This window comes from Chloracidobacterium sp., from assembly GCA_016711345.1.
Taxonomy (GTDB): Bacteria; Acidobacteriota; Blastocatellia; order Pyrinomonadales; family Pyrinomonadaceae; genus OLB17.
Genome location: JADJTD010000013.1, coordinates 1 through 21,372, shown reverse-complemented (window position 1 = coordinate 21,372; position 21,372 = coordinate 1). Strand labels below are relative to the sequence as shown.

Below are 21,372 nucleotides of genomic sequence, written 5' to 3'. Positions count from 1 at the left end.
GAATTGATGCTGCCGATCTGGTATGGACATTTGAGATTTGAGGATGAGGCGTCGGTCGATACGATCAAGCTCTAGGCCAGTACAGGGCTTTCCGTTCGTCGGACGCTCTTGTTCCCGGGCGTGCTCACTATCAAAATTGCTCGGCGATCTTTGGCGGCAACTTACGACGATTGCCGAGGTTGCCGGAGCACGATTACCCGTATGGACAACGCACCTTGGCGGAGTGGTCGGCATCAACAATCCGGCAACATCTGCTCCGTGGACATACTGCGACCGCCAAACGACAGCATCGTGCACCGCTCGCGGCGTGCCGACGATGTATCACCCGTCGCACCGCACGATCGCAAACCGCGTCCTGAACACTCAATCGCAAGGCCCGAACCTGCTCGCTACTTCGGGCAGGGCAACGAAACCAATCTCGATAATCCGGTCCGCGTGATAATGGGCCGCAGGCGTTCGTACGGCCTGCCGGTGATCGCGTTCAATCGATTGCTCAATAACAACGATCCTGATCATGGATGGTTTTATGCGATGGGCGAGGTCGGCGAAGGTCCTATCGCAAGCATTTCGCAGGCAGTTTTTAACGTCGGCGGTGTCGCTCAGAATGTCGTGGCTCAGCACTACAATCAACGCTCGGCACACGCGGACAAACGTTTCGGCCGGAGCCGATCTAACGACGCACGGATACTCAGGCACTGCACACATCAGATACAACTTCGGCTGGTGCGATCCGTCAACGATCAGCCCTGACAACGCAACGGCGTCGGCGATCAGAACCGGCTTCAATAACGTCCGCATTTACACGGACGACGTAACATATACGACGGGCACGACGACAAATCGAGCGTGGCAGCTTGCTCGCATTCTGACAGACAAACGCTGGGATTTGGCTACGATTACGAACGGCTGAACATCGACAGTTGGATCGAGGCGGCCGAAGGGTGCGATCAGGGCGTTCGTTTGACCGACACTTTTGACACGGACTGGGACCGTACTCGCTGAGAATCAAATCCTGAACTCATCGGCAAAAGGCAGCAGCAGGTCGAAGATATCTGCATGGCAGGGCGTTTGTCGCGACCGTTCCTTTCAACGGGCAGATCCACATTGTGCCGCTGCGAATGATGGAAGAGGCCCGAGCTTGACGAAGCTCCGACGTTCACCGACGAAGGCGACGACGGCCGCAATATCATTTGGGAAGACGGCAAATCGACGCTGACCGTCTCACGCAAATCCGATCTCGAACTGCCGAACCGCATCGAATGCACATTTGACGACGCAGCGAACCACAGGCCTGAAACGCCGCTCAATCCCGTCGAGGATGTCGATGCTCAGCTTCGTGCCGGCCGCGTCGTCGGCGACAAGGCTCGCAAGATCAACTCGAAAAATACAGCCTGCTCGGTGTCACAAATAAAAATCAGGCGATCAAATGGCGTGGTCGCTGCTCGATCTTGGCCCGCACGACGAAGGCGGTTTGCAGAACAACCTGTCGCTCAAATTCAAAACGTGGTTCACCGAGACGCTCGACCTGCACATGGAAAAGGTCATTCAGGTGCCGTCATCGCGGCTGACGAAATACGGATTCTCGCATTATCGCGTCAAGAAAATGAAACGGCTCAACGATCTGCAGGTCGAGATCGAGTGTCAGGCCTATCCGAATGCCTACATGGAAAACTTCGAGGTCGATATCTCGACGCCGACTCAGACATTTTGCGACGTCAATAATCCATGTCCCGACGGATATTTGCGTTGGCGGCGTATGCGTCCCCTGAGCCGCCAACATGCCGCACCGAATTTGGAACAGTTACCTATGAAAATGGAGTTTTGCAGATCCCGATAGAACCGTGCGTGTGAGGAAATTATGCCAGCGACCTTGTTGATTTTGTAGTTTTAGTTGAGAACGAGGCAGGCGTGCCGACGCCGGTCGAGGATAATATCGCCGTCGGTGTTTGGAGCGAAGACCTCGATGGTGACGTGGCCGAAAGCCCGCTTTTCACCGACGTCAACGGCGAGGTCACGGCGGTCACGTTGACGACCATCGTTGGCGACCGCGTACATTTTCGCGTTGAAAATTACAACGGACTGTCGGCAAGCGTGACGCAGATCACGATCTAAAATGTCAGATCTAATGCCAAGACAAAACCTTTCAGAGACAAGCGTGCCGCTTAATCTTGTGCTGCGCGGCGTTGTAGATTACGGCGAGACCGAGGCCGTCGCTGTCGATGTTTATTGGCGATGGGAAGACGAAGAGACGATGGAGCCGCAGTTTCTCGCCAAGGGCGTCGTCGGCCAAACCATCGCAGTTCCATTCGATCCAAAAAGGCCGCGACATTCGCCTCTTCCAAGTCTCAAAAACATCGCGATCGTCAAAAAGCGTCCGTTCCGTCAAAGAAGGCGTGCAGATCGCGGTTGACATGGAAGCCAGCCGCTTGGTTATCGGCGATCTGGCTGTGATGACCTCCGCAGAATTTGCAGCCAAGATCTCCGACGAAACAGGCACAGGCAAATTAGTCTTTGCGACCTCGCCGGTATTGATCGCCCCGATACTTGGAACGCCGAACTCAGGGCTTCTCACGAATTGCACGGGCTTTCCCGCTGCGAATTTAAGCGGCATGGCGTCGTGGATGCCGTCGTTTCTTACAACGCCAAACGTCACGGATGTAAGGGGTAGAACGTTCAGCGCGAACGGTCTTACGAATCCCGGCAACACTTATTTTTACGCTTACAGCTTTGAAAGCTCGGCAAGTATTGTATCTGCAGCAAATTTTTCGATCAATAATTTGAACGCTGCAAATGCCGGCACTTACGGCGTTTTCGGTGAGGCACGGCAAGCGGTAGATAGAAGCGGCGGAAACGGCGTTATCTTTGGCGGCAAGTTCACCGCTGTCGTTGCTGGTAACTGTGAAACTGCCTATGGACTTTGGGGAAGGCTGTCAGGATGTCGGCAAGACAGCAACAGAAGCCGGTGCTGTGCTTTTCGGCACAACGATCAACGGAAGCATCACGACATTTTCAGGCTTGAAACAAGAGCTTGTAAACGCCGGAACTGTTACAAACTTCTACGGCACGTTCACGCGAATACAAAACAACCCGGCGGAACGATAACCGCCGCGAACGCTCTGCGGGTTTCGGTATTAAACAACGGCAACACCATCCCGAACTTTAAGGGCATCGCGTTTGAAGGCTACAGCGGCAGCGGTGCGATCACGAACAACTATCTGGATCTGTGCCGACACGTCAACGGCAAGCTATGGCTCAACGCTGAAATACGGCATTTACTTTCTGCCAGATATGCCGTCGCATCATGTCGGGAAGTTTGGGTTGGGGAAGTGGCGTAACGGCTCCAACGGCTCGCTTGCAAGTTCGAGACACCGCCGCTCCACAGGTGCGGGTTGAACGCGACTCTGGCAACTATCTTGATATAGCCGTGAGCAGTGCGGGCGTCGTTACGTTCGACGCGGTCGGCGGAAGTTCAGCTTTCTTATTCGGTGACGCTGTAACTTTTACCGAGAGCATCACGCTGGCTGATGCTAAACACATCATTACCAACACGGCGAACGGATCGATAATCGCTACGTCCACTTCGCAAAAACTTGGATTTTGGGGAAAGACGCCCATCGTGCAACCAACAACGGGTGTTGCTGCAGCCACGCGAACAGCAGGAGCGGCAACCGCGATACTTACAGACGATACGTTTGACGGCTACACAGTGGCTCAGGCAATCAAAGCACTACGAAACACAGGACTATTAGCTTAAAATATGACAAAACAAACAGGCGTATTAGTACCTCTAGACTTGGCGCAAGCCATTGTTAATTTTCTCGAGGAGCAGCCGTTCAAACAGGTCAACGGTCTTTGCTCGGACTGTCTCAATGCCAGCAAATGGAAGTGAACGTGCCGGAACAAGAGGCAAAAGTAGACGAACCAAAAGGAGCAGAAAAACTATGAGCGACAACTATCAAGCAACATTCGCCGCACCGCTGACACGGGCTGAACTGGTCGCGGACAATCTTTATATTCCGCAGTTTGAGTTTTTACAGGAATCAGACGCACCATACGGCATCAAGGTCGGCCGGGACGTTGGAATGACCGTCCATATCTCGCAAATTCAGGTGTTAAGATTTATCGGGCGTCGTTGTCACAAGCGGGGACGGGCGCCGACTGCTGTAGTTGTGGAAAATACGCTCGGCGGGACGCTGGTGTGGACGCGCAATTCCATTGGGTCATATAGGGCAACACTGACGGGTGCGTTTCCAGATGATACTAAAGTGCTTCTGTTCGCAACCTACGGGTCGAACGTCGGAAGTTACGAGACTGACGGTGTTCTCTTGAGTTGGCAATGGTCTCACGCCAATTATATCCTTTTAGAAAGTAATAATCTGACCGTCGGTACTTATGCGGACTTGAATGCCAATAACTGTTCCGTCGAAATCCTTGTCTATCCACAGGAAAAACTATGTCACAAAAAAAGTTTTCGCAAAATTTCACGCTCCACTGCCAACCGCGTTGTGGGTGTCAGATAATCCTTACCTCGCTGAATTTGAGTTCGGCGAGGAAAGCGACGGCGGCGTGGCATCAAACTCTGGTCCCGGCTACTGGAACGACTTGCCATATTTCACCGCAAGGGTCCAGCGGTCGTATCTCGAGACAACTATCACCTACAACAACGACGTGACGTTTGGCGATACGGCATTAGTCGGCAACGTAATGTCAGGCGGGCTTTACAAGGTCGAGCTTAACTTCCCGTCAGATAGTGCCGTATCGGAGTTAAGACTAGAATTTGGCGGCACAGCTACGCTAACGGGCAGCGGTGAGTGGATGGCTCGTTCGGACTATGGCACAGGTGAAGTGCTGAGGGTCGTTGACCTGACGACGAATTTTGGGCCGTCCGCCCTTGCCGGGGCTAGCAGCGTCTATCAGTTCGTTGGTTCTATGGAAGTCGGGCCGGATGCGGAAGACGCGGGAACGTTTTTGCTGAGAGGTCGTCAGTCAGCGCCGACGCGTCCGACACGACGATCTTAGCAGGGGCGACGATGATTTTGACGCAGCTCAATTAGTGGTAGACATTTGGGGCGATTGTACCGACCTAGACCGCCTTAAATCGCCCCAAAACGCCCTTTGCAAAAACGTCAAAACCTCGATAAACCTAATCAATATAGCATTTTGGGACGTGGGCTGAGCGTTCGCAAGGACTTGTCCGGCTATTGATAACAAAGGGGTTACGGGATTTTATTACATTTTCGATATTTTTGGCGGGATTCGACTTAAACATCCATACGGTTTGAGACATTTGCACAAAGCACATTAAGCGATTCTGGGCGACTGAATACACCATCCATAACTGTAAACTTGCTCACAGTAACGCCAACATTGCGATGCTTACACGACTGGGTGAATTGTATTCCCGGATAGGTTTGAGCAAGAGCCTTGTCTCGTTCCTTATCTGAACCGAGATATGTAGTTGTAGAAACTTTCGTTTTCAGTGTCATTTCACCGCCTTTATCAATACGGGTCTATTTATGGGAATTATATACTTGACTCCCCGTTTTTGAAAATGAACCTATTAAGTCCAACAACCAGAAGCGTTACAAGACGAATCCTTGACCGAACAAAGGATGTTCGGGAGCGTCGGGAACGGTCAAGTCTGCCACGTCGAGCGGAACGCCGGAACGATGCAGATAGAGGCCGCCTTGTTCGTCATTAGCCGTAATTTGCTTTTCGAGATTGACCGCAAAGTGAAAATCATCAGGGTCATCTTGTTTTTGCTCTTGCCATTCGGCGTTCGTCATAAACGGACACATTTTGCACCGCGATTTACGGGGTTCCGGGCAATCCGGCATCCAAAATAGTGCGGATACACTCATCACGGGACATGGTAATTCCGTATCCCATAAGCAGAGGCCAGTTAATTTCCGCCCATTTTCGTTTAGACGGCTTACAACGTCCGATTTCGTCTCGGCTGTAACCGAGCCATTGAATGACTGGATTCTTTGGGCCGTAGCCGCGTTCAGGCTCACGCAACCAACGATAAACAACGTCACGTTTCCATTCGCCACTGCAAAAAGGCCCGAGTTGTCCCACGCCGTTGGCGGTATATGCCGGAATCAAAACGCCGCCTTTCGAGTCGTAGAGATCATGCAGAGCGTATCTGTGCGGAATAATTTCGACCGTAAGGCCAACTTTATCAAGCAATGGTTGCATGTGTTCCGTGAGATACCGCCAAGTCGAAGATGCTTCGCGTCCAGTGTCGGCGATCACTGCACGTTCCGGCACGGGCAAGCGGCCATCGACAATAAGAGTGCCAATCGCCACCGATTGTTTGCCGCCGCCGTAACTCCAAATAATAGGCTTCATAGTGTTATTTCTTCTTTTCTTTTCGCCTTTGGCGGTTTCGGTTGTCTGTCTTTTGGCCTGTAATTCAGCACTTTTATCGGTTATTTTGTCTAGCGCTTCGGGAATCTCTTTTTCCATTCATGCCGTCAACTCCTTATAGGTCAATCGTTTGTTAAAGGACGCGAGAACGAAGCTATCAAGCCTTTCGAGCGTGTGATATTTGACGTTTCCGAGTTCAGCCGGAACGTAAATTCAGCAACGTAGCGGTCAAGATGCTTCGGGCTAACATGATGGTAAACGCTAGTAATTCCGCGTTTCAGCAACGCCCAAACGCTTTCAATAGAATTGGTGCTTATCAGTCCGCGTCCGTATTCACCGCCCGAATGGTTGACCGATGCGTGATGGAAATAGAGTCCGTCCAGATCGCTATATGCGCCGTGTTCGTCAGTAAATACGGTCGAACCGACTTCAACGTGATTGTGGATTTCCTGTTGGATAACGGGCAAGCTGTTGTTTTTGATGTGCATTGCTTTGGTTCTACCGCCGCGCTCCACGCATACCGAGAACGGCTTGCTTACCGACAGAGCCGCGTCCGCGATTCAACTTCAAATTGGCGTGTTTGTTCGCTTCCTTGCCGCCGATATAGGTTTCGTCAATTTCGACAACTCCACGAAGTTTATCAATGTCGGAGCCGCAAGCCCCACGGAGCCTTTGAAGCATAAACCACGCCGACTTCTGCGTAACGCCTATCTTTGGCCGAGTTGGAGCGACGAAATACCCTTACGAGCCGTTACGAGCAAATACATCGCATAGATCCACTTGTGAAGCGGAACGTGCGAACGCTCAAAGATCGTTCCAGTCCGAACCGTGAAATCCAGTTTACAGGCGTTACACCGATAGTAACCGCCTTTCCGCGTGGTTATCCGTTCGCCCTTTTTGCACGTCGGACACGTTACGCCATCAGGCCATAGCGAAGACTTCTAGGTAGAGCCTCGCGATTCTGCGTCGGGAAACATTTGGAATAGTTCAAAGGTTGATATTGTGCTTTTGCTCATATAGCCCTCCATTCCTCTGCATCTGCTCGACAGTTGGGACACAGCACTTTACTGGCCTCTACGATCCATCCGTGCTTCCAAGCGGTTTTTGCAAACTGGCGAGTCTCAAAAGCACAGGCGTGAAGCAAGACGTTTTTAAGATTCTCTGTTCTGGCTTCGTCACATTCAGAGCATTCGAGAATCAGCATTCGCTTAACCGCATCCATTAAAGCGTCGGTATCTTGTTCGCCTTTCTTTGTCAGATTACCGAACTTATCCTCATCGCCTTTACAAAATTGACATATACCACAATCGCAGTAAGGGTCGTGTTTAGTAGCCATGCCGCTCCAATTCCTTTTTGTTTCATACCTTCCTCCATTCACGGTCGCCTTCGTGATCCCCAAACCATATAAGACGCATTGTAAAACATCTTACAATGCTCACGGTCGTAGCCAAAGGCGGTGACAACAAACTTGTCAGACGTAAATAGTCAGCTCCGACGGTAATCTGAGTGTCCGGCTCCTGCGTCCATCTCAAGCCGTTCGTTCGGGTTATCTCTGTGATGTTGTCCGACGTGAACCAGACTGAAATTGCTACACGGACACGGCTTCGCATCTATCTCCATCCCCATAAATACTCCCACTAGGCAGTCCATGCGTTTTCTGGACACGGCGTCATATAAATCATGATCCTTTTCCAAATGCCAGCATTGGCACCTCGCGGCCTACGTTTCGATTTCGCCAGCTACTTTCATCCTCTTCCTCCTTGATTTCATCCGCTTTTCCGTTCCAGCCTTCCGCATAGGCAGCAAAAGCTACTGAGCGAACATACATTTCTGTCGAGATTTGACGCGGCGTTTCATTGATAATCCTATCAACTGCGACTGCGCGGCATCCTGTCTTGTTTTCTGTACTTCATCCTCAACCAAACACATATTATTTTCCTCCAAAGCCGCATATAGATCGTCCGTTGACATATCTTCCAGCCCTAGAAATTCGCGTTCGTCTGCTATCTCTTTTTCCGTTTGGAATAGCTGCGTAGCTTGGGCTTTCCATTGAGCGTCATTCTTTTGCACGTCTATCATCCGCTCCCGTATACGAACCGCCCGTTCTTCTAAAGCATGTAAGTGGCTAAAATCTGTCATTTTCATTTTCTCCTGTATTTTACTGTGGCTTCTGCAACCAACAATCAAAATATAGCAGATTTATTTGAGGGAGTCAAGTATATAATTCCTTTTTGTTTCAGAACCGGAATCTTTTGCGTTGTGAAAAGTTCCGGCTCTAGATTCTTTTCGTCGCGAATCGTTTTCACTATCAGCGAGTATACCAATCCTGACATCGTCATCCCCCCTCGCATCAGCAACGATTTTTAACTCGTCTTTGACTGCCGGTTTCAGTCGAATGTGTAAATGATCGTCTTTGGTTTTCACAGTCACGAATTCATACATAAATCACCTCAAAAAGAAAAACAACACAAAATGTAAAAAGGTGTTGACAATGTGTATTTGAAATGTATAATCACAATGTCAACACAAATTGACCACAAAAGGGATATTTCAAAATGGGAAATAAAGACGAAACATTACACATAAAAATCCGCAGCGATGAAAAGGACGAGATTACGGAAACGGCCAGTATCTAGACATTCCTGTTTCTCAATTCATTCGCGAGGCAGCCCGCGAAAAATTGCGATAGTCAGGAAAGGGCACAGTACGCCGGTATGGATGTAACCAAAGAAGGCGTGACTGTTGTCGATGGCAACGGCAAAATTCTGCAAAAACCGATAACGGAGCGGCAGCATGAACGAAAAACGCAATCATCGCTTTACCAATCTGACCGGCCAGCGCTTTGGAGCGGCTTCTTGTGATCGGCTTCGCCGGTGTCATAAAAGGAACGGGTCGATGGCATTGCCTTTGTTCGTGCGGAAATCTGGCAGTTGTTCGATCATCGAGCCTTTTGCATCGAAAACGACCGACGACCTCGTGCAAATGCCTCAATCACGAAGCAACCGGCTTGCGATCTCGCACAAACGGTCAATCATTAGGCCGCAAGCAAACTCCTGAATATCGCAGCTATCGAGCCGCAAAAGAACGATGCAACAACCCTAATCACATCAACTTTGCTAGTTATGGCGGTCGCGGCATTAGGTTCCTTTTCACATCATTTGACGAGTTCTTTGCCGAAGTCGGCATGAAGCCGACACCGGAACATTCAATAGATCGCTATCCCGATACGAACGGGAACTATCAAGTCGGAAACGTCCGCTGGGCGACGCCGACACAGCAAGCAAATAATCGCCGGCCTCGCAGAATACCGGCGACAGTAACTTAGATCGACATTCCGGCGGGATGTAGATAGCGCCGGAGTCATGAGGGCGAGGACTCGCGAAAGCTACCATTGCCCTCAAAAGTTTGGCCGCAAGGGGCCAAGGGCAGGACGCGGAGCGGAGCAGGAAACATTGGCGTGTTTTTTCGCTTCGCGTCCTTTAAGAAAACAGGAGAATCATGACAGACGAAATAACACCAAAGCCCAAGAGAAAACGAAAAACACAGGTTGCTAAGCAGGAAACGACCGGTCCGCGTCCGGCGACCGTTACTGTCATTTTGCCGCGAAATTGCAAACGAACAAATTTGAGTGTTGACGCTCTCGACAGTAACACTCGCGATCTAGCATTGAAGACGAACATTTTGATCGACGGTGACATTCTCTTATGCCGTTCGATGAAGGTTGTCAGTCAGGGCGGCGAAGAGTGTCTGCAAATCACTGTTCGCCAAGGCTCATTCAAATTTGCAGAGACTGCGTAAATTTTCAAGTAACTCACCGCACGAGCGGCACTGTTACACATTAACGAACAAGCGGGGCAACTTAAAGTGGAATTTTTAGCGGCCTTTACAGGTTAAAAGTTGGAGATCTTTATGATGGATTCACAGTCGGTTATCAGCGAAGTTACGGCGGGGCATGTTAAGGAATTGGCGGCGAAGTATGACATCAGCCTGACGCGGATGTACGAAATGCTCGGCGATCAATGCACCTACGCAAAGACCAAGAAGCTCATTCGAAAGATCGCGATGGTCAATCCCGAAGGCGTTTGGCTGATCAAGGCGGACATGGACGCGATGTTTCTCGACCTGCTCGAAGAGGCGGGCGAGGTTTCGGTCGCGGAGCTGCACAAAGAATCGACCGAGGCCGTGCAGGCCGAGCTTGAAGGCAAGCCGGTCGCCGATCGCAAACGCGAGATCCGCGAAGCCATCGCATCGCTCCAGCGGCAGTTAAATCACCTCGACACGCTCGGGCTTTTCGCCCGCCGACGAGATCGCCCGGCATAAGGACAGGAAGGTAGCGAGGTAAAAAATATGAGAACACTAATGATTGTCTTGTGTATTGCAGGATGGGGATTTAATGGCCTTTCGATGGCCATTGGCGGAATAACTACGCTGAATGCCGTTAATGGCATCTTCCATCTTTTCGTAACCGGTTTCGTTCTATTTGTGCTTTGGAAAACAAAGGACTAATGACACTCGCCCAGCTTAAAAATTCGCCGAAAGGCACGACGGAGATCAATTCGGGCGAGACGATTGATTGTCCGGCGGGAAGGCCTGAGATGAAGTTTGTCGCGGTGCATTACGAGAAAGGGCATCGCAAGATCACGCCGAGATTATTTTACGCAGCGACCGAGGCCGAGGCTCTCGAAAAAGCCCGGGAACACGACAGAAAACGAAAGGAGCAATTTACAAAATGGAAGATCAACGCAAAAACCCGAAGGCAGACCGGCGCAACGTGCGGCAAGTAAAGCCGTCGCTGTTCAAGCACATTTTATCGTGCATTTTGTTCATGGCGTTTGGTGCATTTTTTATGATGCTCTGGCTCATCGAGCCGCACGAGATCGTCGATGTTGCTGAGATCTTCTGGGGGATTCAATAGATCAAATGACAACCGCCATTCAGCAGCAGGCCATTGATGAGATCACGCATGTTTCGGGCGTTTCGGTGGCGATGGTGTGGATCTACGGGCAGATGGTTTGGGCGGAGTTGCCGGCGTTTCGGTTTATCGCTTTACGCGGGCGGCAGCAGCTGGAAGTCTCGCTGATGGCCGGACAGGTCAAACGGTACCGCGACGGCGAGTCGCAGTTCTTCCTGATCGAAATGCCCCTCGGCATGGCCATCGCACTCGACCTAACCGAATTCGTCCTGCCGCCCGACGAACTCGAACGAATGAAAAGGAATATCGACGTCTCAAGGGCGTGGTGAAATTATGGAATCAACAGCAATCCAAACAGCATACGATACGGCATCCGCAGCCGCTCGCAACGCTGCCCGACAATATCGAAACCGAGATCCGGTCACTCATTCGTCAAACGAAGATCAGCGACGATCGGGCCGTCAAGGTCATGGAATGCTTCGCGGCGGACTTCCAGCCGTTTCTTGAGATCAAGGCCGAGGCTGAGGCCATCGTCGTCACAGATCCGTCACAAACCGATCTGATCGCCCGGGCGAAGGACATCGACAAGATGCTCAGCCATGTCGATAAGTCTCTCACTGAACGTCACAAAATCGAAAAAGAACCGCTTCTGCGGCCCGCTCAACTGCTCGACGGAATCCGTCGGACGTACAGCAACGCCGTCAACAAAGTTCGCGATCACCTCAAGGCCCAATCAACCTACGTCGAACGTCTCGAAAAAGAACGCATCGATAAACTCATCACCGCACGCAAAGCAAAACTCGCGAAATTCGAAGCCGCAGACATGCTCATCGTCGGCCTCGGCACGATACCTGACGACCAGTTCGAGGTCTATTTGCTCGGGGCAAAAGCTGCTTTTGAAACTCGAAAAGAGCAGGAACGCATCGAGGCCGAGCAGCGTGCGATTGACGCCGAGGCAAATGAAAACTTTCGACAGGAAAACGCACGCATTGCCGCCGAGAAAGCCGAAGCCGACGAAAGGGCTCGCGAGGCTGATCGCAAAGCAAAAGAAGCCCAGGACGAACTGGACAGGATCGAACGCGAGAAGGCCTTGGAAGCCGAGCGGCTTGCTGCCATCGAAAAAACCAAATCTCTCGCCCCGGATAAAGAAAAATTATTGATATTTGTTGACGAGCTTCGGGCGATCAAACTGCCGATGCTTTCGTCACCAGAAGCCGACGGACGCCTCAGTTATTTTAATCGGGCTTTTCAATCGGCCATCGACAATCTTGAGACCGCCGCCAACGAACTCACGGGCGACTGTCCTTTTTAACAAAACAAACAGGAGAAAAATCATGTACACAGGAACAGCAATGGAAACAAGATCAGCGGCGGACGATCCGAGAAACACGGACCTCGTTCACAGAGAACCGAACGGCGGGGCTTTGGTCGTCGGGCAGGAAATGTCGCCCGAGATCTTTAAGGCCCGGATCGAACGCGAGCAGCAGATGCGGGATATTTTGAAAGACTATGTGCAAAAGAACATGAAGGAAGATCATCACTTCTCGCACAAGCTCGGCACGACGACGCTCGCAAAACCGATGCTGCTGCAGGAAGGCACGCGGAACATCTGCTCGCTTTTCAAGCTATTTTTGGCAATCCGGAAACGACCGAGACATATCTCGACGGCGATCACTTTCGCGTGCGGGCACACGTCAAACTTTACAACGCCGAGGGCCGTCAGATCGCTTCGGGCGACGGCATCTGCTCGACGCGTGAGAAAAAATACGCTTACCTCACCGGCGCGAGGCTTTGCCCGGAATGCGATCAGCCGACGGTCCGCAAAGATAACAAAACGCAGGGCGGCGGATTTTACTGCTGGAAAAAAGACGGCGTTTCGAACGGCTGCGGTGCAAAGTTTGCCGCAAACGACGAACGCGTCATCGGACAGCAGACGGGCCGCGTCGAGAATCCCGACAAGGCCGATCTCGAAAACACCGTCTTGAAAATGGCGATCAAACGAGCAAAGACCGCCGCCGTCTGCGATGTGCCGATGGTGTCCGAGATATTTGCACCGGAAGACGACGCGACGCCGAAACCGGAAACACGACCTTCGACCGCAGCCCGCCCGTCCGCGACCAACCAAACGCGACCTGCTCAGCAGACAGCTTCATCGCCTGCCGAGCAGGGCACGTCTTTGTCGGACGACGAGGTCACGGCTTTGCGTGTTGATGTGAACGAACTGCTCAATCTGAAATTCGCCGGTGACGTGGACGAGATCGCGAAATACCTTAACGGGCGAAACGTCGATGTGATGCTCGCGAGCGCTTTGCAGGCGATGAAGTCAGCACTGGCGGCGTTGTAAAACAAGTTTCCGGTGAAAGGCCGCAGAAGCCCGAGGCGGCAACGAGTCGAGGGCGTAAGCTGAAACGATAAGATGACAATCCAAAATCTTTCACCGGATTTAATTTTTGACAAGGTTGCGTGGGTGCAGTTGTAACTCGAAAGCCCGCCGAACTCGCCAATACACTGACCGGAAACAGGGCGAGCGATGCCACGCTTCGGCGGCAAAATTTGAAAAAGTTTCGGCTGATCAACATAGGCCGAAATAGCCGATAACACCTCCAAAGCCCCGGCGGTCTGTTTCGGCGATGACAGGACTCACCGCCGGGCATTGATTGAGGAAAAAATATGAGACGAACAACTGATATTTTGCGGCCTTGCCGGTGCATCACTTGCCGGCAGGACATTCATCCGAGGGCGATCTTGCTTGCTGCGGTGATCCTTGCCGTCGCCATCGTCGCCGCCGGACAGATTACGGAGTGGAAATGGATATTTTAATTCACGTTGCTTACATCGGCGTCATTGCGGTGCTTTCGTCTGCCGTCGCTTTGCTGGCATGGCGAAAACGTGTCTGGAAGCGTCGAGCGATCGCGGAAAATCCCGGCTTCTGGCACGCCTTTCGAGCCGCCATCGCTGACGAGACGAACCTGCCAAAACCGCCGAAAGGCAAAGACGACTGGCCGAACAGGATCGAGGTTAAAGACAAATGAGCGAAATACACATTCAGCCGTCAATGTTTGATGAACGCATGATCTATATTCCTCCGCCCGGTGCCGATCCGACCGCTTGTGTGATTAACGGCAATCCGCGTCAGGCGGTGATCGACGCGGCTTTGGATGCCGCTCATGAGGAATGGAAGGCGGCTTATGAGCGATACATCCTGACCTTTGCGTCGGTCGCTCACGAGCCTTTTTCGGCTGAGGATGTCCGCTTGCGGTACGAGCAAAGCCACGGCCCGCAGACGAAGAAACAACAGGCCTCCGGCGGCATCTTTCAACGTTTGCAGAAGCAAGGCAAACTCATCGCCGTCGGCAAAAAGCGTTCTAAAAAAATACGGCAACGATCTTACAAGTTATAGGAAGGGAATCTAAATGCAGATCTATCTGGCGGGCAAGATAACAGGATTAGACGAAGACGTCGCGTTTCGACTATTTGAATCGGCCGAGGCGTTCATTGTCGCAAAGGACACACGCCGCTTAATCCGATGAAGCTGGTCGATCAGAAGCCAGGGCGTGAGTATTTTGAATATTTGTTCGACGCTTTGCAGATCATGATCTTTCAGGGCGAGGGCGTTTATTTTCTATCGAACTGGCGCGACTCGAAAGGTGCCCGCATCGAACACGCTTTTGCCGAGATCTTTAATATTCCGATCTATTACGCCGCGTCCGAGCTACCCGTCAGCAGCGACCGGCGGCCGGAGAAATAAATATGATGGCAAAGATTTGTGATTTTTGTAGGCAAGCAAAAGAAGGCATCCCTGCTGCATCAATGATGGCGATTGAAACAACATTTAAGGGGCAGGCAGTATCGGTTGCCGTCCTGCTTGTTGGTAACCCGCCTGTAGATTGTTGCCCTGAGTGTTTTGAAGAGATCGTTCCGCAGGCTTTTCAAGAGCTAAACAATAGTAATAATGCCGCAGCCTAACGCCGTTAATTTAGTTTTGCCGACGCCGCCGGCTTTGAATCACTTGCATTTTCGCGGGTGGTGACGCCGAAGTTTGGTGGAAAAAAGGCTTTTGTGCAGCGTGGGCTGACCGCTGACGGCATCGCTTACAAAAACGATGTCGCGAAAGAGGCAAAGCGGCTCGGCATCGTTCCGTTTGTGGGTGATGTGGGCGTGACGATCAAGTGGTTCAGGCCGCGAAGGGTCGGCGATCTCGACGGCATCTTTAAGATCGTGCTCGACAGCCTGACGGGCTTTGCCTACCACGACGACAAGCAGATCAAACGCCTGCGTGCCGAGCGGTTCGAGGACAAACTCAATCCGCGTGTCGAGATCGAGATCAGGGCGATGGGGCTTTGTTAGAAAAATGGAGAATGTGAAACATATCATCAGTCTGGGAGCAGGCGTTCAGTCATCAACAATGGCTTTAATGGCGGCACACGGCGAGATCACGCCGATACCAGACTGTGCGATTTTCGCTGATACACAGGCCGAGCCGCAAAGCGTGTACACATGGCTTGATTGGCTTGAAAAAGAGCTGCCATTTCCGGTGTATCGAGTAACTAAGGGGTCTCTTGCAGTGGTCTCGACCACTATTCGAAGGTCTAAAAACGACAAACTTTACACGAATGGCCAGCCGCCAGCATTCATGATGCTTCGACGCGGTAAAAATAATGGCAAAAGGTGACTGGTTTTTTAAGTTTGAACTACCGGCTTGGCGAAAGCCGAAGGTGAGAATGTGTTCGCTCGCGACGCGCGGTTTTTGGCTGGAATGTATCGCAATTATGCGCGAAGCGGGCAACCCGGAGATGAAAGGAACCTATGAAGATTTTGCGAAAGCGACGGGATGTTTTCCTGACGAAGCAAAGAGATGTATTGCGGAACTCAAACGCTACAACACGGCCGATGTAACGCTTGTAACGCTTCGTAACAAAATTGTAACGCTCAAATCACGCAAGTACGCGAGAGAACTTAAAGCTAAAGAATTGAGTAACTTACGAGTCCAGAAATTTAGAGATAAACAAAATGTAACGCCTGAGAAACGCTTATCAGAAAGAAGTAATAAGAAAGAAGAAATAAAAGAAGAAGAAAAGAGGGAGGCGTCGGCCAAGCCGACCGCACCCGCGAAGAAGTATCATCCGGCCATCGAATCGGTCAGAACGATCACCGGAAAACTGCCGCGAATAGAACTCCACGAAACGATCACCAGCGGGCTGGGAAGCGAGATCGATATGGACAAGCTGCGTGAATGTCGGACGGCCTGGGTGGCACGAGGCTACAATCCCGGAAACTTCGCCTGGGCTCTCGAATGGTATCGAAACGGCATCCCAACCCAAAACGGCAGCGGAACCAAAACCGAAGATCCCGGCAAACGATGCGACGCCTGCCGCGATACCGACGGCAGAATTTACGGAACACTCGAATCATGGCCCTGCGACAAATGCCGCCCGCAGGCCTACAAATCATGGCTCAGATCACGAGGCAAGGTCTGAAATAACGACGACAGGAAAAGTAATATGAGCAACCAAAACAAAGGCGACGAGGCGAAGTTGGCTTGGAAAACGTGGATGAATCACGTCGAGCCAGAGGTTTACGCAAAAGCAGGCGAACAAGATATATTCGTGGCAGGCTTCGACGCCGGACAGCGAGCGAAGGCGTTGGAGATTGCGAAGCTGAAAATAGCATTAGCCGACGCCATCCGCTGTCCGATGGGCGTGTGTCCTGATTCAGCGGTTGGGCTTTTAACGGTCGAGGAGTTACACGACGCGGAAAATAGACGCATTGAGGGAAAATCGCCCGCGTGTAAATACATCGAAAAACTAAAGGAGAACGAAAATGGATAATCGGCGGAAAGTCCAAAAGGAAGCAATAAAATGGATTGATGATACTTTTGCGGCACAGGGCGCTGAAACGCCAAAGAACTATAATCCGAAACATATCGACATGGCAGACTTCGCACTCGAACGCGAGAAAGCCCTCATAGCGACGTTGAGGGCGCGGGTGGAGGCGATGAAAGCCCGTAAAGACGGCGATGAGGACGGTTACTATGCTCAGGGTTATTTGGAGACAAAAGCGGATTTTCGAGCAATCCTAGACGAAATGGAGGCTGTATGAACGAAGCAAAGATCGAGACGATTTTGGAGTGTATAAAGACAATTCCGCTAGACGAGACTGTGTATCGCTGCCCGCAGTATTTGCACTTAGAAATAGGCTGTACTCGTATATGTGACACCAACGACCTCAAATCTCTAGCCAACGAACACGCCGCCGCGATGTCCGAGGTCGCGATTCTCAAAGAGAAAATTGAAACATCAATTGCCGTTCTCGGAAGAGTTGATGCGGCATTTAACGGAGTCGAGGATTTAGGTATAGCTGATGACGTTGACACTTTGAGACGGCAACTGCGAAAAGCGATAACAAAAGACACCGAGCCTCAGCCGTTCGAGGCACTGAACCCGCAGGGAGGAGAACGTGATGAAAAATGACAAACAACAAGAACTTGCTGAGCGCGTGGAGTTGTTTACCCGATCCGCTCATAATCCGATAGGCGTTCTAATGATGGAACTGTTGTTAGAAATTCTTGAACAATTGATAGCAATACGGGAAAGCACTAAAAGGGTACGTGCTTATACCCTCAAGGGAGGTAAATGAATGATTTTATGTTATATTAACATTTTTGGTCTTTTCTTATGCAAAATCCGCTTGCCAATAAGCCTCTCACGCAGGGCGTTCTCGGCAATTTTATCTTTCAGGTACTTTGGTATGCAGGAGGTGTGGCAGTGACTACACTTACCGGATATTCTGCCTACGTCAAAGAATTGCCGCTTTGGGCAGTCAGTCTTATTTCTGTTTCTACTCTTTGGCAACCGTGTGGCTTTTGAACGGCCTGATCTGGTTGAAACAGTGGCGAAGCGGTCAAGCCACAGAAAATGGGGATTCAGGAAAAGGGTTATCAATCTTACCGGACGCCGAGCCAGATGATGAATTGCGAGGTCGTTATCAAGCTGTATATGCCGAAAATGAGGGGCGGAAAACGGAAATTGACACGCTTAGCGCAAGAATTGAACGGCTTAAAGAGAACCACAAGCAAGACCTGCGGGAACAACAAAAAGAAATTGATGGGCTGAAGCAATCTCTGGCTCGGGCGGGCGATAATTACACTACATTAGAGGGGCATTATGAAAGCAAAAAATGGCTATATGAATTAGCGGCATCCCACGCTCAATTTCCTGAATGGTTTGTTACCATTCAGCCCACAAAGGCGTGGATTGCGGATAGCGGTAAGCACGGAGTTTTAGATTATATTGCTTTTACTTTGAAGATCGTAAACCATTCAGTTTTCGACATTGCCGTTGAAAAAGAATTGGGCGGTGAAATAATGTTTAGAGGTAAAGGCTTGAAAAGACTAAAGTTTGTGGATAAACCGCCAAAACAATTACAGAATAATGAGGATACAGTTCTAGTGATATACCAAGAATTAGACCCTAGGGAAAGAGACTTTATTGAAGAGGGGTGGCAGGAATTTACTCAAAACAAAGATGCGTCAGACCTGAATTTTCACTTCTCAAAACTACAAATTACAATAAAAGGTAGTGATAAATTTCCAGAGGTGGCATCTAAACAGTTAGTTATAGGCGATAGCGTGCAGGCGAAATTTAGTGAATTACGAGAGAAATTATGGTCAGTGAACGCACCGTAAAAATAAAACAAAAAGAAGACGTGAAAAAGACTTCTAATCAGGCCGTCCAAGAAATCTCGGAAGCCGACGAAGAAATGTTCTCGCAAGAGGATTTTCAGGACGCCTTAAAAAAGGCTAGTCAACGGATTTGCGAACCTGACCAAGAAACTGAAGAAACATAGGCGTTTCGTCGTTTCGGCGGTTGTAACGAAACGCGTATTCATTGACATAGCTTTGTAGATGCTGACGGCTCGTGTGCCTGTAAACGCCTTTAATGCCACCTTTGAGGATTGACCAAAAGCCTTCAATGGTATTTGTATGATTTTCGCCTTGCACATAAACCCGTTTACCGTGATAAATGCGGTGGTGGGTGTAGCCGTGATCTTTGACTTTGTTGTAGGACTTCCATTCGTCGGTAAATACGGTCGATTGAGTCTCGATAGAATTGCAGACAAAATTAAGTAAGGTCGGAGCGCTTACCTCTGGGATAACTTTCGTTTTGACTTTGCCACCGTCACGCTCTACGGCTCCAGCAACGACGGCTTTGGTTTTGGTGTTGCGACCTCTGATATTTGTGCCGATGTGCTTACCGCCTATGTATGTTTCGTCAACTTCAACTTTTCCGGTCAGTTTGTCGGCGTCGGATTCGTCAAGCATAGATCGAATTTGCTTAAACATACGCCAAGCGGTTTTATAGGTAACGCCTAATTCACGTTCAAGCTGTTTAGCTGATATGCCGCACCGTGTTGAAGCCATAAGAAAGACGGCATAAAACCAATCGGTCAAAGGCGTTGTTGATTTGTGATAGATGGTTCCGGCGGTCGGGTGAACGTGATGACCGCAAATTTGACACGAATAGCTTCGGCGTGAGGCTACTTTATGGTGCTTGGTGATTTTCTCGCACTTTTTACAGGTGATACCCTCTGGATATAGCAAATCTTTGAGATATTCGAGACAGGCATCATCGGTCGGAAATTGATTACGAAAATCTTTGACCGTATATCGCTTCATTTTGGGTTTAACTGCTGCTTTCATAATAGTTAGCCTCTCGACTAACTATAATAATAGCAAAATTTATACCTACTGTCAAGGGATAATCACGAAAGGGTAATATGAACGTAAAACACCAATTCACGATTACTATTTTTGAGAACGAATCAACGCCACCACAACTATTTGTTCACCCGTCTTCTGAGGTTGACCAGAAGTGGTTGGATTTTGTTGGCGATGTGCTAGTTCTTTTTGAGAAGCACTATCCAGTGCCAACGCCAGCAATTATAGACGCACAGGAGCAATCAAAATGACTAAAACCCCGACACCACAACCCGCCGAGCGAGGCGCAGCCCAAGACGCGGCGAGACCACTGCCAAGACTGGAATACGACCAAGGGCAAGACGGTTACTGGATTAAAACAGGGGCATATCCTGACGGCAATACTTGTCTTTTGCACTCTGATATTGACGCGTTGAATCAGTTGGCAGGGAAGCCGTTGCTAATTTACAACGCCGCCCTGACCGCCGCCGAACCCGCTGGCAGTCACGCCTTCACCTTTTCAGATACTTGCACGAAATGCGGTAAGAACGCCTACGAGGACGGCATAGACTTGAAGCGATGCGAACCCGCTGGCGGTGCGAGTGAGTTTCAAAGCCGCTTGAGGCTCGGTTTATCTTGCGGACATACTTGGAACGGCACTGCGTTTGATCGTTGCCCGCAATGCGGCGATGTCGCGGCCGAACAACCAACCAAACCGCAGGCTGATGCCAAAGCCGACAGGGAGGCGGGCGTTTGTGAATGTGGGCATCGGAAACAGAATGGCGTATGTACTCGACCGGATCGACATTGCGAGGAATGCAAAGAGGCCCTTCCCGGACATCGACATTTTTGTTCAACGATCAACCCCGCCAAAGCCGACAGGGAGGCCTTGAAGCACGAGGCTTCTTGGCTTTACAGTGAGAATTTTGACATCGGTGACGACGAGGAACTTGAGAGAGTTGGTGACTTTGCGGCGACCTTCCACTTAGCCCAACTCGCAAAGCACGGCAAGCTATCGACAGAGGAGAAAACAAAATGAGCGAACTAACCAAAGAAACCGATCTGCTGGAGCCAATAATTGGCATCGAGAACCGAACGCCGCTTGAAGTGTTCGATATGATGTGCGCCCGAATTAAGCAGATTCCACCGCAACCCGCTTGGCATCCGATTGAGAGCGAGGCTGATTTGCCGAAGGTTGGTGATTTTTACTTATGGCAGTTTCGGTCAAACGGGAAATGGAAAGTTCACTACTTCACCGAAGACGCGACAGATACGCTTTGGTGGTTTGCCAATGAATATATCGCGTGGCAAAAGATCGAGCCATACCAGAGAGCAGGAGGAAGTGATGAGTGAGAATTTCACGGGTCCTAAGGTCATCATCAGAATCGCGGGTATC

Annotated in this window: 45 protein-coding genes and 1 pseudogene; 36 read left to right on the top strand and 10 right to left on the bottom strand. The window is 50.5% G+C overall.

Translation table 11 applies throughout. The features are described from left to right. The first annotated feature begins 136 nt into the window (after nt 1–136). Together IPL32_20465 and IPL32_20460 are read left to right on the top strand one after the other, a co-directional pair. Nucleotides 137–439, top strand: coding sequence for a hypothetical protein (locus tag IPL32_20465; GenBank protein ID MBK8468195.1), 303 nt, complete (start codon nt 137–139; stop codon nt 437–439). Between the two features lie 165 nt (nt 440–604). Then, nucleotides 605–910, top strand: a complete 306-nt coding sequence (locus IPL32_20460) for a hypothetical protein (protein ID MBK8468194.1) — start codon at nt 605–607, stop codon at nt 908–910. Nucleotides 911–947: 37 nt separating this feature from the next. On the opposite strand, the gene IPL32_20455 is transcribed toward IPL32_20460, so the two are convergent. Then, a complete protein-coding gene (locus tag IPL32_20455) occupies nt 948–1,307 on the bottom strand; it encodes a hypothetical protein (GenBank protein ID MBK8468193.1) in 360 nt (119 codons plus the stop codon). Between the two features lie 119 nt (nt 1,308–1,426). Between IPL32_20455 and IPL32_20450 the strand changes: the two genes are divergently transcribed. From IPL32_20450 to IPL32_20420, 7 genes are all read left to right on the top strand, one after another. Next, nucleotides 1,427–1,837: a hypothetical protein gene (locus tag IPL32_20450; protein ID MBK8468192.1), complete on the top strand. Its 411-nt coding sequence runs from the start codon at nt 1,427–1,429 to the stop codon at nt 1,835–1,837. A 71-nt stretch (nt 1,838–1,908) separates the two neighbouring features. Continuing rightward, entirely contained in the window at nt 1,909–2,112 is a 204-nt protein-coding gene (locus tag IPL32_20445; protein MBK8468191.1) for a hypothetical protein, read from the top strand. A 13-nt stretch (nt 2,113–2,125) separates the two neighbouring features. Next, a complete protein-coding gene (locus IPL32_20440) occupies nt 2,126–2,410 on the top strand; it encodes a hypothetical protein (protein ID MBK8468190.1) in 285 nt (94 codons plus the stop codon). Nucleotide 2,411: 1 nt separating this feature from the next. Then, entirely contained in the window at nt 2,412–3,335 is a 924-nt protein-coding gene (locus IPL32_20435) for a hypothetical protein (GenBank protein ID MBK8468189.1), read from the top strand. After that, on the top strand, nt 3,302–3,754 hold the full coding sequence (locus IPL32_20430; protein MBK8468188.1) for a hypothetical protein: 453 nt from the start codon (nt 3,302–3,304) through the stop codon (nt 3,752–3,754). Before IPL32_20435 ends, IPL32_20430 begins: the two co-directional genes overlap by 34 nt. A gap of 187 nt (nt 3,755–3,941) precedes the next feature. Next, nucleotides 3,942–4,520 carry a hypothetical protein gene (locus IPL32_20425; GenBank protein MBK8468187.1) on the top strand — a complete coding sequence of 193 codons (579 nt, stop codon included), beginning with the start codon at nt 3,942–3,944 and terminating at the stop codon, nt 4,518–4,520. Then, the gene (locus tag IPL32_20420) at nt 4,510–5,019 is read left to right on the top strand and encodes a hypothetical protein (protein MBK8468186.1); all 510 of its coding nucleotides are present in this window, start codon (nt 4,510–4,512) and stop codon (nt 5,017–5,019) included. The genes IPL32_20425 and IPL32_20420 overlap by 11 nt, the downstream gene beginning before the upstream one ends. A 242-nt stretch (nt 5,020–5,261) precedes the next feature. Here IPL32_20420 and IPL32_20415 read toward each other — a convergent pair whose 3' ends face one another. From IPL32_20415 to IPL32_20385, 7 genes and pseudogenes are all read right to left on the bottom strand, one after another. After that, a complete protein-coding gene (locus IPL32_20415) occupies nt 5,262–5,486 on the bottom strand; it encodes a hypothetical protein (protein MBK8468185.1) in 225 nt (74 codons plus the stop codon). Nucleotides 5,487–5,582: 96 nt separating this feature from the next. Next, a complete protein-coding gene (locus IPL32_20410; protein MBK8468184.1) occupies nt 5,583–5,786 on the bottom strand; it encodes a hypothetical protein in 204 nt (67 codons plus the stop codon). 25 nt (nt 5,787–5,811) lie between these two features. Then, nucleotides 5,812–6,468: a hypothetical protein gene (locus IPL32_20405; GenBank protein ID MBK8468183.1), complete on the bottom strand. Its 657-nt coding sequence runs from the start codon at nt 6,466–6,468 to the stop codon at nt 5,812–5,814. After that, a pseudogene (locus IPL32_20400) lies at nt 6,469–7,385 on the bottom strand (IS1595 family transposase). Continuing rightward, the gene (locus IPL32_20395; GenBank protein ID MBK8468182.1) at nt 7,382–7,705 is read right to left on the bottom strand and encodes a hypothetical protein; all 324 of its coding nucleotides are present in this window, start codon (nt 7,703–7,705) and stop codon (nt 7,382–7,384) included. The pseudogene IPL32_20400 and the gene IPL32_20395 overlap by 4 nt, the downstream one beginning before the upstream one ends. Before the next feature lie 22 nt (nt 7,706–7,727). Then, the gene (locus tag IPL32_20390; protein MBK8468181.1) at nt 7,728–7,979 is read right to left on the bottom strand and encodes a hypothetical protein; all 252 of its coding nucleotides are present in this window, start codon (nt 7,977–7,979) and stop codon (nt 7,728–7,730) included. A gap of 199 nt (nt 7,980–8,178) precedes the next feature. Beyond that, nucleotides 8,179–8,508 (bottom strand): hypothetical protein, encoded by a 330-nt coding sequence (locus tag IPL32_20385; GenBank protein ID MBK8468180.1) that lies wholly within the window; start codon nt 8,506–8,508, stop codon nt 8,179–8,181. A gap of 575 nt (nt 8,509–9,083) precedes the next feature. On the opposite strand from IPL32_20385, the gene IPL32_20380 reads away from it, so the two are divergent. From IPL32_20380 to IPL32_20340, 9 genes are all read left to right on the top strand, one after another. Beyond that, nucleotides 9,084–9,230, top strand: a complete 147-nt coding sequence (locus IPL32_20380; GenBank protein MBK8468179.1) for a hypothetical protein — start codon at nt 9,084–9,086, stop codon at nt 9,228–9,230. 89 nt (nt 9,231–9,319) lie between these two features. Continuing rightward, nucleotides 9,320–9,694 (top strand): hypothetical protein, encoded by a 375-nt coding sequence (locus tag IPL32_20375; GenBank protein ID MBK8468178.1) that lies wholly within the window; start codon nt 9,320–9,322, stop codon nt 9,692–9,694. 173 nt (nt 9,695–9,867) lie between these two features. Then, nucleotides 9,868–10,167: a hypothetical protein gene (locus IPL32_20370; protein ID MBK8468177.1), complete on the top strand. Its 300-nt coding sequence runs from the start codon at nt 9,868–9,870 to the stop codon at nt 10,165–10,167. A 111-nt stretch (nt 10,168–10,278) separates the two neighbouring features. After that, on the top strand, nt 10,279–10,689 hold the full coding sequence (locus tag IPL32_20365) for a hypothetical protein (GenBank protein ID MBK8468176.1): 411 nt from the start codon (nt 10,279–10,281) through the stop codon (nt 10,687–10,689). A gap of 27 nt (nt 10,690–10,716) precedes the next feature. After that, nucleotides 10,717–10,875, top strand: coding sequence for a hypothetical protein (locus tag IPL32_20360; GenBank protein MBK8468175.1), 159 nt, complete (start codon nt 10,717–10,719; stop codon nt 10,873–10,875). Continuing rightward, nucleotides 10,875–11,153, top strand: a complete 279-nt coding sequence (locus IPL32_20355; GenBank protein ID MBK8468174.1) for a hypothetical protein — start codon at nt 10,875–10,877, stop codon at nt 11,151–11,153. Before IPL32_20360 ends, IPL32_20355 begins: the two co-directional genes overlap by 1 nt. Next, nucleotides 11,141–11,284 (top strand): hypothetical protein, encoded by a 144-nt coding sequence (locus tag IPL32_20350; protein ID MBK8468173.1) that lies wholly within the window; start codon nt 11,141–11,143, stop codon nt 11,282–11,284. Before IPL32_20355 ends, IPL32_20350 begins: the two co-directional genes overlap by 13 nt. A 5-nt stretch (nt 11,285–11,289) precedes the next feature. Further along, the gene (locus IPL32_20345; protein MBK8468172.1) at nt 11,290–11,610 is read left to right on the top strand and encodes a hypothetical protein; all 321 of its coding nucleotides are present in this window, start codon (nt 11,290–11,292) and stop codon (nt 11,608–11,610) included. Continuing rightward, nucleotides 11,604–12,593: a hypothetical protein gene (locus tag IPL32_20340; protein ID MBK8468171.1), complete on the top strand. Its 990-nt coding sequence runs from the start codon at nt 11,604–11,606 to the stop codon at nt 12,591–12,593. Before IPL32_20345 ends, IPL32_20340 begins: the two co-directional genes overlap by 7 nt. A gap of 52 nt (nt 12,594–12,645) precedes the next feature. On the opposite strand, the gene IPL32_20335 is transcribed toward IPL32_20340, so the two are convergent. After that, nucleotides 12,646–12,819 (bottom strand): hypothetical protein, encoded by a 174-nt coding sequence (locus tag IPL32_20335; GenBank protein MBK8468170.1) that lies wholly within the window; start codon nt 12,817–12,819, stop codon nt 12,646–12,648. A gap of 143 nt (nt 12,820–12,962) precedes the next feature. Between IPL32_20335 and IPL32_20330 the strand changes: the two genes are divergently transcribed. From IPL32_20330 to IPL32_20260, 15 genes are all read left to right on the top strand, one after another. Then, nucleotides 12,963–13,625 (top strand): hypothetical protein, encoded by a 663-nt coding sequence (locus IPL32_20330; GenBank protein ID MBK8468169.1) that lies wholly within the window; start codon nt 12,963–12,965, stop codon nt 13,623–13,625. A 326-nt stretch (nt 13,626–13,951) separates the two neighbouring features. Further along, nucleotides 13,952–14,101 (top strand): hypothetical protein, encoded by a 150-nt coding sequence (locus IPL32_20325; GenBank protein MBK8468168.1) that lies wholly within the window; start codon nt 13,952–13,954, stop codon nt 14,099–14,101. Then, on the top strand, nt 14,089–14,313 hold the full coding sequence (locus IPL32_20320) for a hypothetical protein (protein MBK8468167.1): 225 nt from the start codon (nt 14,089–14,091) through the stop codon (nt 14,311–14,313). Before IPL32_20325 ends, IPL32_20320 begins: the two co-directional genes overlap by 13 nt. Continuing rightward, a complete protein-coding gene (locus IPL32_20315; protein ID MBK8468166.1) occupies nt 14,310–14,681 on the top strand; it encodes a hypothetical protein in 372 nt (123 codons plus the stop codon). Before IPL32_20320 ends, IPL32_20315 begins: the two co-directional genes overlap by 4 nt. 126 nt (nt 14,682–14,807) lie before the next feature. Continuing rightward, nucleotides 14,808–15,029 carry a DUF4406 domain-containing protein gene (locus IPL32_20310; protein MBK8468165.1) on the top strand — a complete coding sequence of 74 codons (222 nt, stop codon included), beginning with the start codon at nt 14,808–14,810 and terminating at the stop codon, nt 15,027–15,029. A 2-nt stretch (nt 15,030–15,031) separates the two neighbouring features. Further along, nucleotides 15,032–15,247, top strand: a complete 216-nt coding sequence (locus tag IPL32_20305) for a hypothetical protein (GenBank protein ID MBK8468164.1) — start codon at nt 15,032–15,034, stop codon at nt 15,245–15,247. Between the two features lie 93 nt (nt 15,248–15,340). Beyond that, nucleotides 15,341–15,628, top strand: a complete 288-nt coding sequence (locus IPL32_20300; protein ID MBK8468163.1) for a RusA family crossover junction endodeoxyribonuclease — start codon at nt 15,341–15,343, stop codon at nt 15,626–15,628. Nucleotides 15,629–15,641: 13 nt separating this feature from the next. Next, complete coding sequence (locus IPL32_20295) at nt 15,642–15,953, top strand: hypothetical protein (GenBank protein ID MBK8468162.1); 312 nt, start codon at nt 15,642–15,644, stop codon at nt 15,951–15,953. Then, nucleotides 15,940–16,758, top strand: a complete 819-nt coding sequence (locus tag IPL32_20290; GenBank protein MBK8468161.1) for a hypothetical protein — start codon at nt 15,940–15,942, stop codon at nt 16,756–16,758. Before IPL32_20295 ends, IPL32_20290 begins: the two co-directional genes overlap by 14 nt. A 24-nt stretch (nt 16,759–16,782) precedes the next feature. Continuing rightward, the gene (locus tag IPL32_20285) at nt 16,783–17,109 is read left to right on the top strand and encodes a hypothetical protein (GenBank protein ID MBK8468160.1); all 327 of its coding nucleotides are present in this window, start codon (nt 16,783–16,785) and stop codon (nt 17,107–17,109) included. Beyond that, nucleotides 17,102–17,380, top strand: coding sequence for a hypothetical protein (locus IPL32_20280; protein ID MBK8468159.1), 279 nt, complete (start codon nt 17,102–17,104; stop codon nt 17,378–17,380). Before IPL32_20285 ends, IPL32_20280 begins: the two co-directional genes overlap by 8 nt. Beyond that, nucleotides 17,377–17,751: a hypothetical protein gene (locus IPL32_20275; protein ID MBK8468158.1), complete on the top strand. Its 375-nt coding sequence runs from the start codon at nt 17,377–17,379 to the stop codon at nt 17,749–17,751. Before IPL32_20280 ends, IPL32_20275 begins: the two co-directional genes overlap by 4 nt. Continuing rightward, the gene (locus IPL32_20270; GenBank protein ID MBK8468157.1) at nt 17,741–17,917 is read left to right on the top strand and encodes a hypothetical protein; all 177 of its coding nucleotides are present in this window, start codon (nt 17,741–17,743) and stop codon (nt 17,915–17,917) included. Before IPL32_20275 ends, IPL32_20270 begins: the two co-directional genes overlap by 11 nt. Nucleotides 17,918–17,955: 38 nt before the next feature. Next, nucleotides 17,956–18,147 carry a hypothetical protein gene (locus IPL32_20265; GenBank protein MBK8468156.1) on the top strand — a complete coding sequence of 64 codons (192 nt, stop codon included), beginning with the start codon at nt 17,956–17,958 and terminating at the stop codon, nt 18,145–18,147. After that, nucleotides 18,144–18,965: a hypothetical protein gene (locus IPL32_20260; protein MBK8468155.1), complete on the top strand. Its 822-nt coding sequence runs from the start codon at nt 18,144–18,146 to the stop codon at nt 18,963–18,965. Before IPL32_20265 ends, IPL32_20260 begins: the two co-directional genes overlap by 4 nt. 114 nt (nt 18,966–19,079) lie before the next feature. Here the strand turns inward: IPL32_20260 and IPL32_20255 are convergent, their stop codons facing one another. Next, entirely contained in the window at nt 19,080–19,979 is a 900-nt protein-coding gene (locus IPL32_20255) for an IS1595 family transposase (GenBank protein MBK8468154.1), read from the bottom strand. Nucleotides 19,980–20,056: 77 nt separating this feature from the next. Here IPL32_20255 and IPL32_20250 point away from each other — a divergent pair, with 77 nt between their 5' ends. From IPL32_20250 to IPL32_20240, 3 genes are read left to right on the top strand one after another with little or no spacing between them, the layout of a single operon-like run. Beyond that, nucleotides 20,057–20,248 carry a hypothetical protein gene (locus IPL32_20250; protein MBK8468153.1) on the top strand — a complete coding sequence of 64 codons (192 nt, stop codon included), beginning with the start codon at nt 20,057–20,059 and terminating at the stop codon, nt 20,246–20,248. Beyond that, nucleotides 20,245–21,015, top strand: a complete 771-nt coding sequence (locus IPL32_20245) for a hypothetical protein (GenBank protein ID MBK8468152.1) — start codon at nt 20,245–20,247, stop codon at nt 21,013–21,015. Before IPL32_20250 ends, IPL32_20245 begins: the two co-directional genes overlap by 4 nt. After that, a complete protein-coding gene (locus tag IPL32_20240) occupies nt 21,012–21,329 on the top strand; it encodes a hypothetical protein (GenBank protein ID MBK8468151.1) in 318 nt (105 codons plus the stop codon). Before IPL32_20245 ends, IPL32_20240 begins: the two co-directional genes overlap by 4 nt. Nucleotides 21,330–21,372: the final 43 nt, after the last annotated feature.

Coding starts and splice junctions, on each gene's coding strand:
- IPL32_20460 (MBK8468194.1), top strand. CDS start 605: ATGTCGTGGCTCAGCACTACAATCAACGCTCGGCACACGCGGACAAAC.
- IPL32_20450 (MBK8468192.1), top strand. CDS start 1,427: ATGGCGTGGTCGCTGCTCGATCTTGGCCCGCACGACGAAGGCGGTTTG.
- IPL32_20440 (MBK8468190.1), top strand. CDS start 2,126: ATGCCAAGACAAAACCTTTCAGAGACAAGCGTGCCGCTTAATCTTGTG.
- IPL32_20435 (MBK8468189.1), top strand. CDS start 2,412: ATGGAAGCCAGCCGCTTGGTTATCGGCGATCTGGCTGTGATGACCTCC.
- IPL32_20430 (MBK8468188.1), top strand. CDS start 3,302: ATGTCGGGAAGTTTGGGTTGGGGAAGTGGCGTAACGGCTCCAACGGCT.
- IPL32_20425 (MBK8468187.1), top strand. CDS start 3,942: ATGAGCGACAACTATCAAGCAACATTCGCCGCACCGCTGACACGGGCT.
- IPL32_20415 (MBK8468185.1), bottom strand. CDS start 5,486: ATGACACTGAAAACGAAAGTTTCTACAACTACATATCTCGGTTCAGAT.
- IPL32_20410 (MBK8468184.1), bottom strand. CDS start 5,786: ATGACGAACGCCGAATGGCAAGAGCAAAAACAAGATGACCCTGATGAT.
- IPL32_20405 (MBK8468183.1), bottom strand. CDS start 6,468: ATGGAAAAAGAGATTCCCGAAGCGCTAGACAAAATAACCGATAAAAGT.
- IPL32_20395 (MBK8468182.1), bottom strand. CDS start 7,705: ATGGCTACTAAACACGACCCTTACTGCGATTGTGGTATATGTCAATTT.
- IPL32_20390 (MBK8468181.1), bottom strand. CDS start 7,979: ATGCGAAGCCGTGTCCGTGTAGCAATTTCAGTCTGGTTCACGTCGGAC.
- IPL32_20385 (MBK8468180.1), bottom strand. CDS start 8,508: ATGACAGATTTTAGCCACTTACATGCTTTAGAAGAACGGGCGGTTCGT.
- IPL32_20380 (MBK8468179.1), top strand. CDS start 9,084: ATGGATGTAACCAAAGAAGGCGTGACTGTTGTCGATGGCAACGGCAAA.
- IPL32_20370 (MBK8468177.1), top strand. CDS start 9,868: ATGACAGACGAAATAACACCAAAGCCCAAGAGAAAACGAAAAACACAG.
- IPL32_20365 (MBK8468176.1), top strand. CDS start 10,279: ATGATGGATTCACAGTCGGTTATCAGCGAAGTTACGGCGGGGCATGTT.
- IPL32_20360 (MBK8468175.1), top strand. CDS start 10,717: ATGAGAACACTAATGATTGTCTTGTGTATTGCAGGATGGGGATTTAAT.
- IPL32_20355 (MBK8468174.1), top strand. CDS start 10,875: ATGACACTCGCCCAGCTTAAAAATTCGCCGAAAGGCACGACGGAGATC.
- IPL32_20345 (MBK8468172.1), top strand. CDS start 11,290: ATGACAACCGCCATTCAGCAGCAGGCCATTGATGAGATCACGCATGTT.
- IPL32_20335 (MBK8468170.1), bottom strand. CDS start 12,819: ATGATCTTCCTTCATGTTCTTTTGCACATAGTCTTTCAAAATATCCCG.
- IPL32_20325 (MBK8468168.1), top strand. CDS start 13,952: ATGAGACGAACAACTGATATTTTGCGGCCTTGCCGGTGCATCACTTGC.
- IPL32_20320 (MBK8468167.1), top strand. CDS start 14,089: ATGGATATTTTAATTCACGTTGCTTACATCGGCGTCATTGCGGTGCTT.
- IPL32_20315 (MBK8468166.1), top strand. CDS start 14,310: ATGAGCGAAATACACATTCAGCCGTCAATGTTTGATGAACGCATGATC.
- IPL32_20310 (MBK8468165.1), top strand. CDS start 14,808: ATGAAGCTGGTCGATCAGAAGCCAGGGCGTGAGTATTTTGAATATTTG.
- IPL32_20305 (MBK8468164.1), top strand. CDS start 15,032: ATGATGGCAAAGATTTGTGATTTTTGTAGGCAAGCAAAAGAAGGCATC.
- IPL32_20290 (MBK8468161.1), top strand. CDS start 15,940: ATGGCAAAAGGTGACTGGTTTTTTAAGTTTGAACTACCGGCTTGGCGA.
- IPL32_20285 (MBK8468160.1), top strand. CDS start 16,783: ATGAGCAACCAAAACAAAGGCGACGAGGCGAAGTTGGCTTGGAAAACG.
- IPL32_20280 (MBK8468159.1), top strand. CDS start 17,102: ATGGATAATCGGCGGAAAGTCCAAAAGGAAGCAATAAAATGGATTGAT.
- IPL32_20275 (MBK8468158.1), top strand. CDS start 17,377: ATGAACGAAGCAAAGATCGAGACGATTTTGGAGTGTATAAAGACAATT.
- IPL32_20270 (MBK8468157.1), top strand. CDS start 17,741: ATGAAAAATGACAAACAACAAGAACTTGCTGAGCGCGTGGAGTTGTTT.
- IPL32_20265 (MBK8468156.1), top strand. CDS start 17,956: ATGCAAAATCCGCTTGCCAATAAGCCTCTCACGCAGGGCGTTCTCGGC.
- IPL32_20255 (MBK8468154.1), bottom strand. CDS start 19,979: ATGAAAGCAGCAGTTAAACCCAAAATGAAGCGATATACGGTCAAAGAT.
- IPL32_20250 (MBK8468153.1), top strand. CDS start 20,057: ATGAACGTAAAACACCAATTCACGATTACTATTTTTGAGAACGAATCA.
- IPL32_20245 (MBK8468152.1), top strand. CDS start 20,245: ATGACTAAAACCCCGACACCACAACCCGCCGAGCGAGGCGCAGCCCAA.
- IPL32_20240 (MBK8468151.1), top strand. CDS start 21,012: ATGAGCGAACTAACCAAAGAAACCGATCTGCTGGAGCCAATAATTGGC.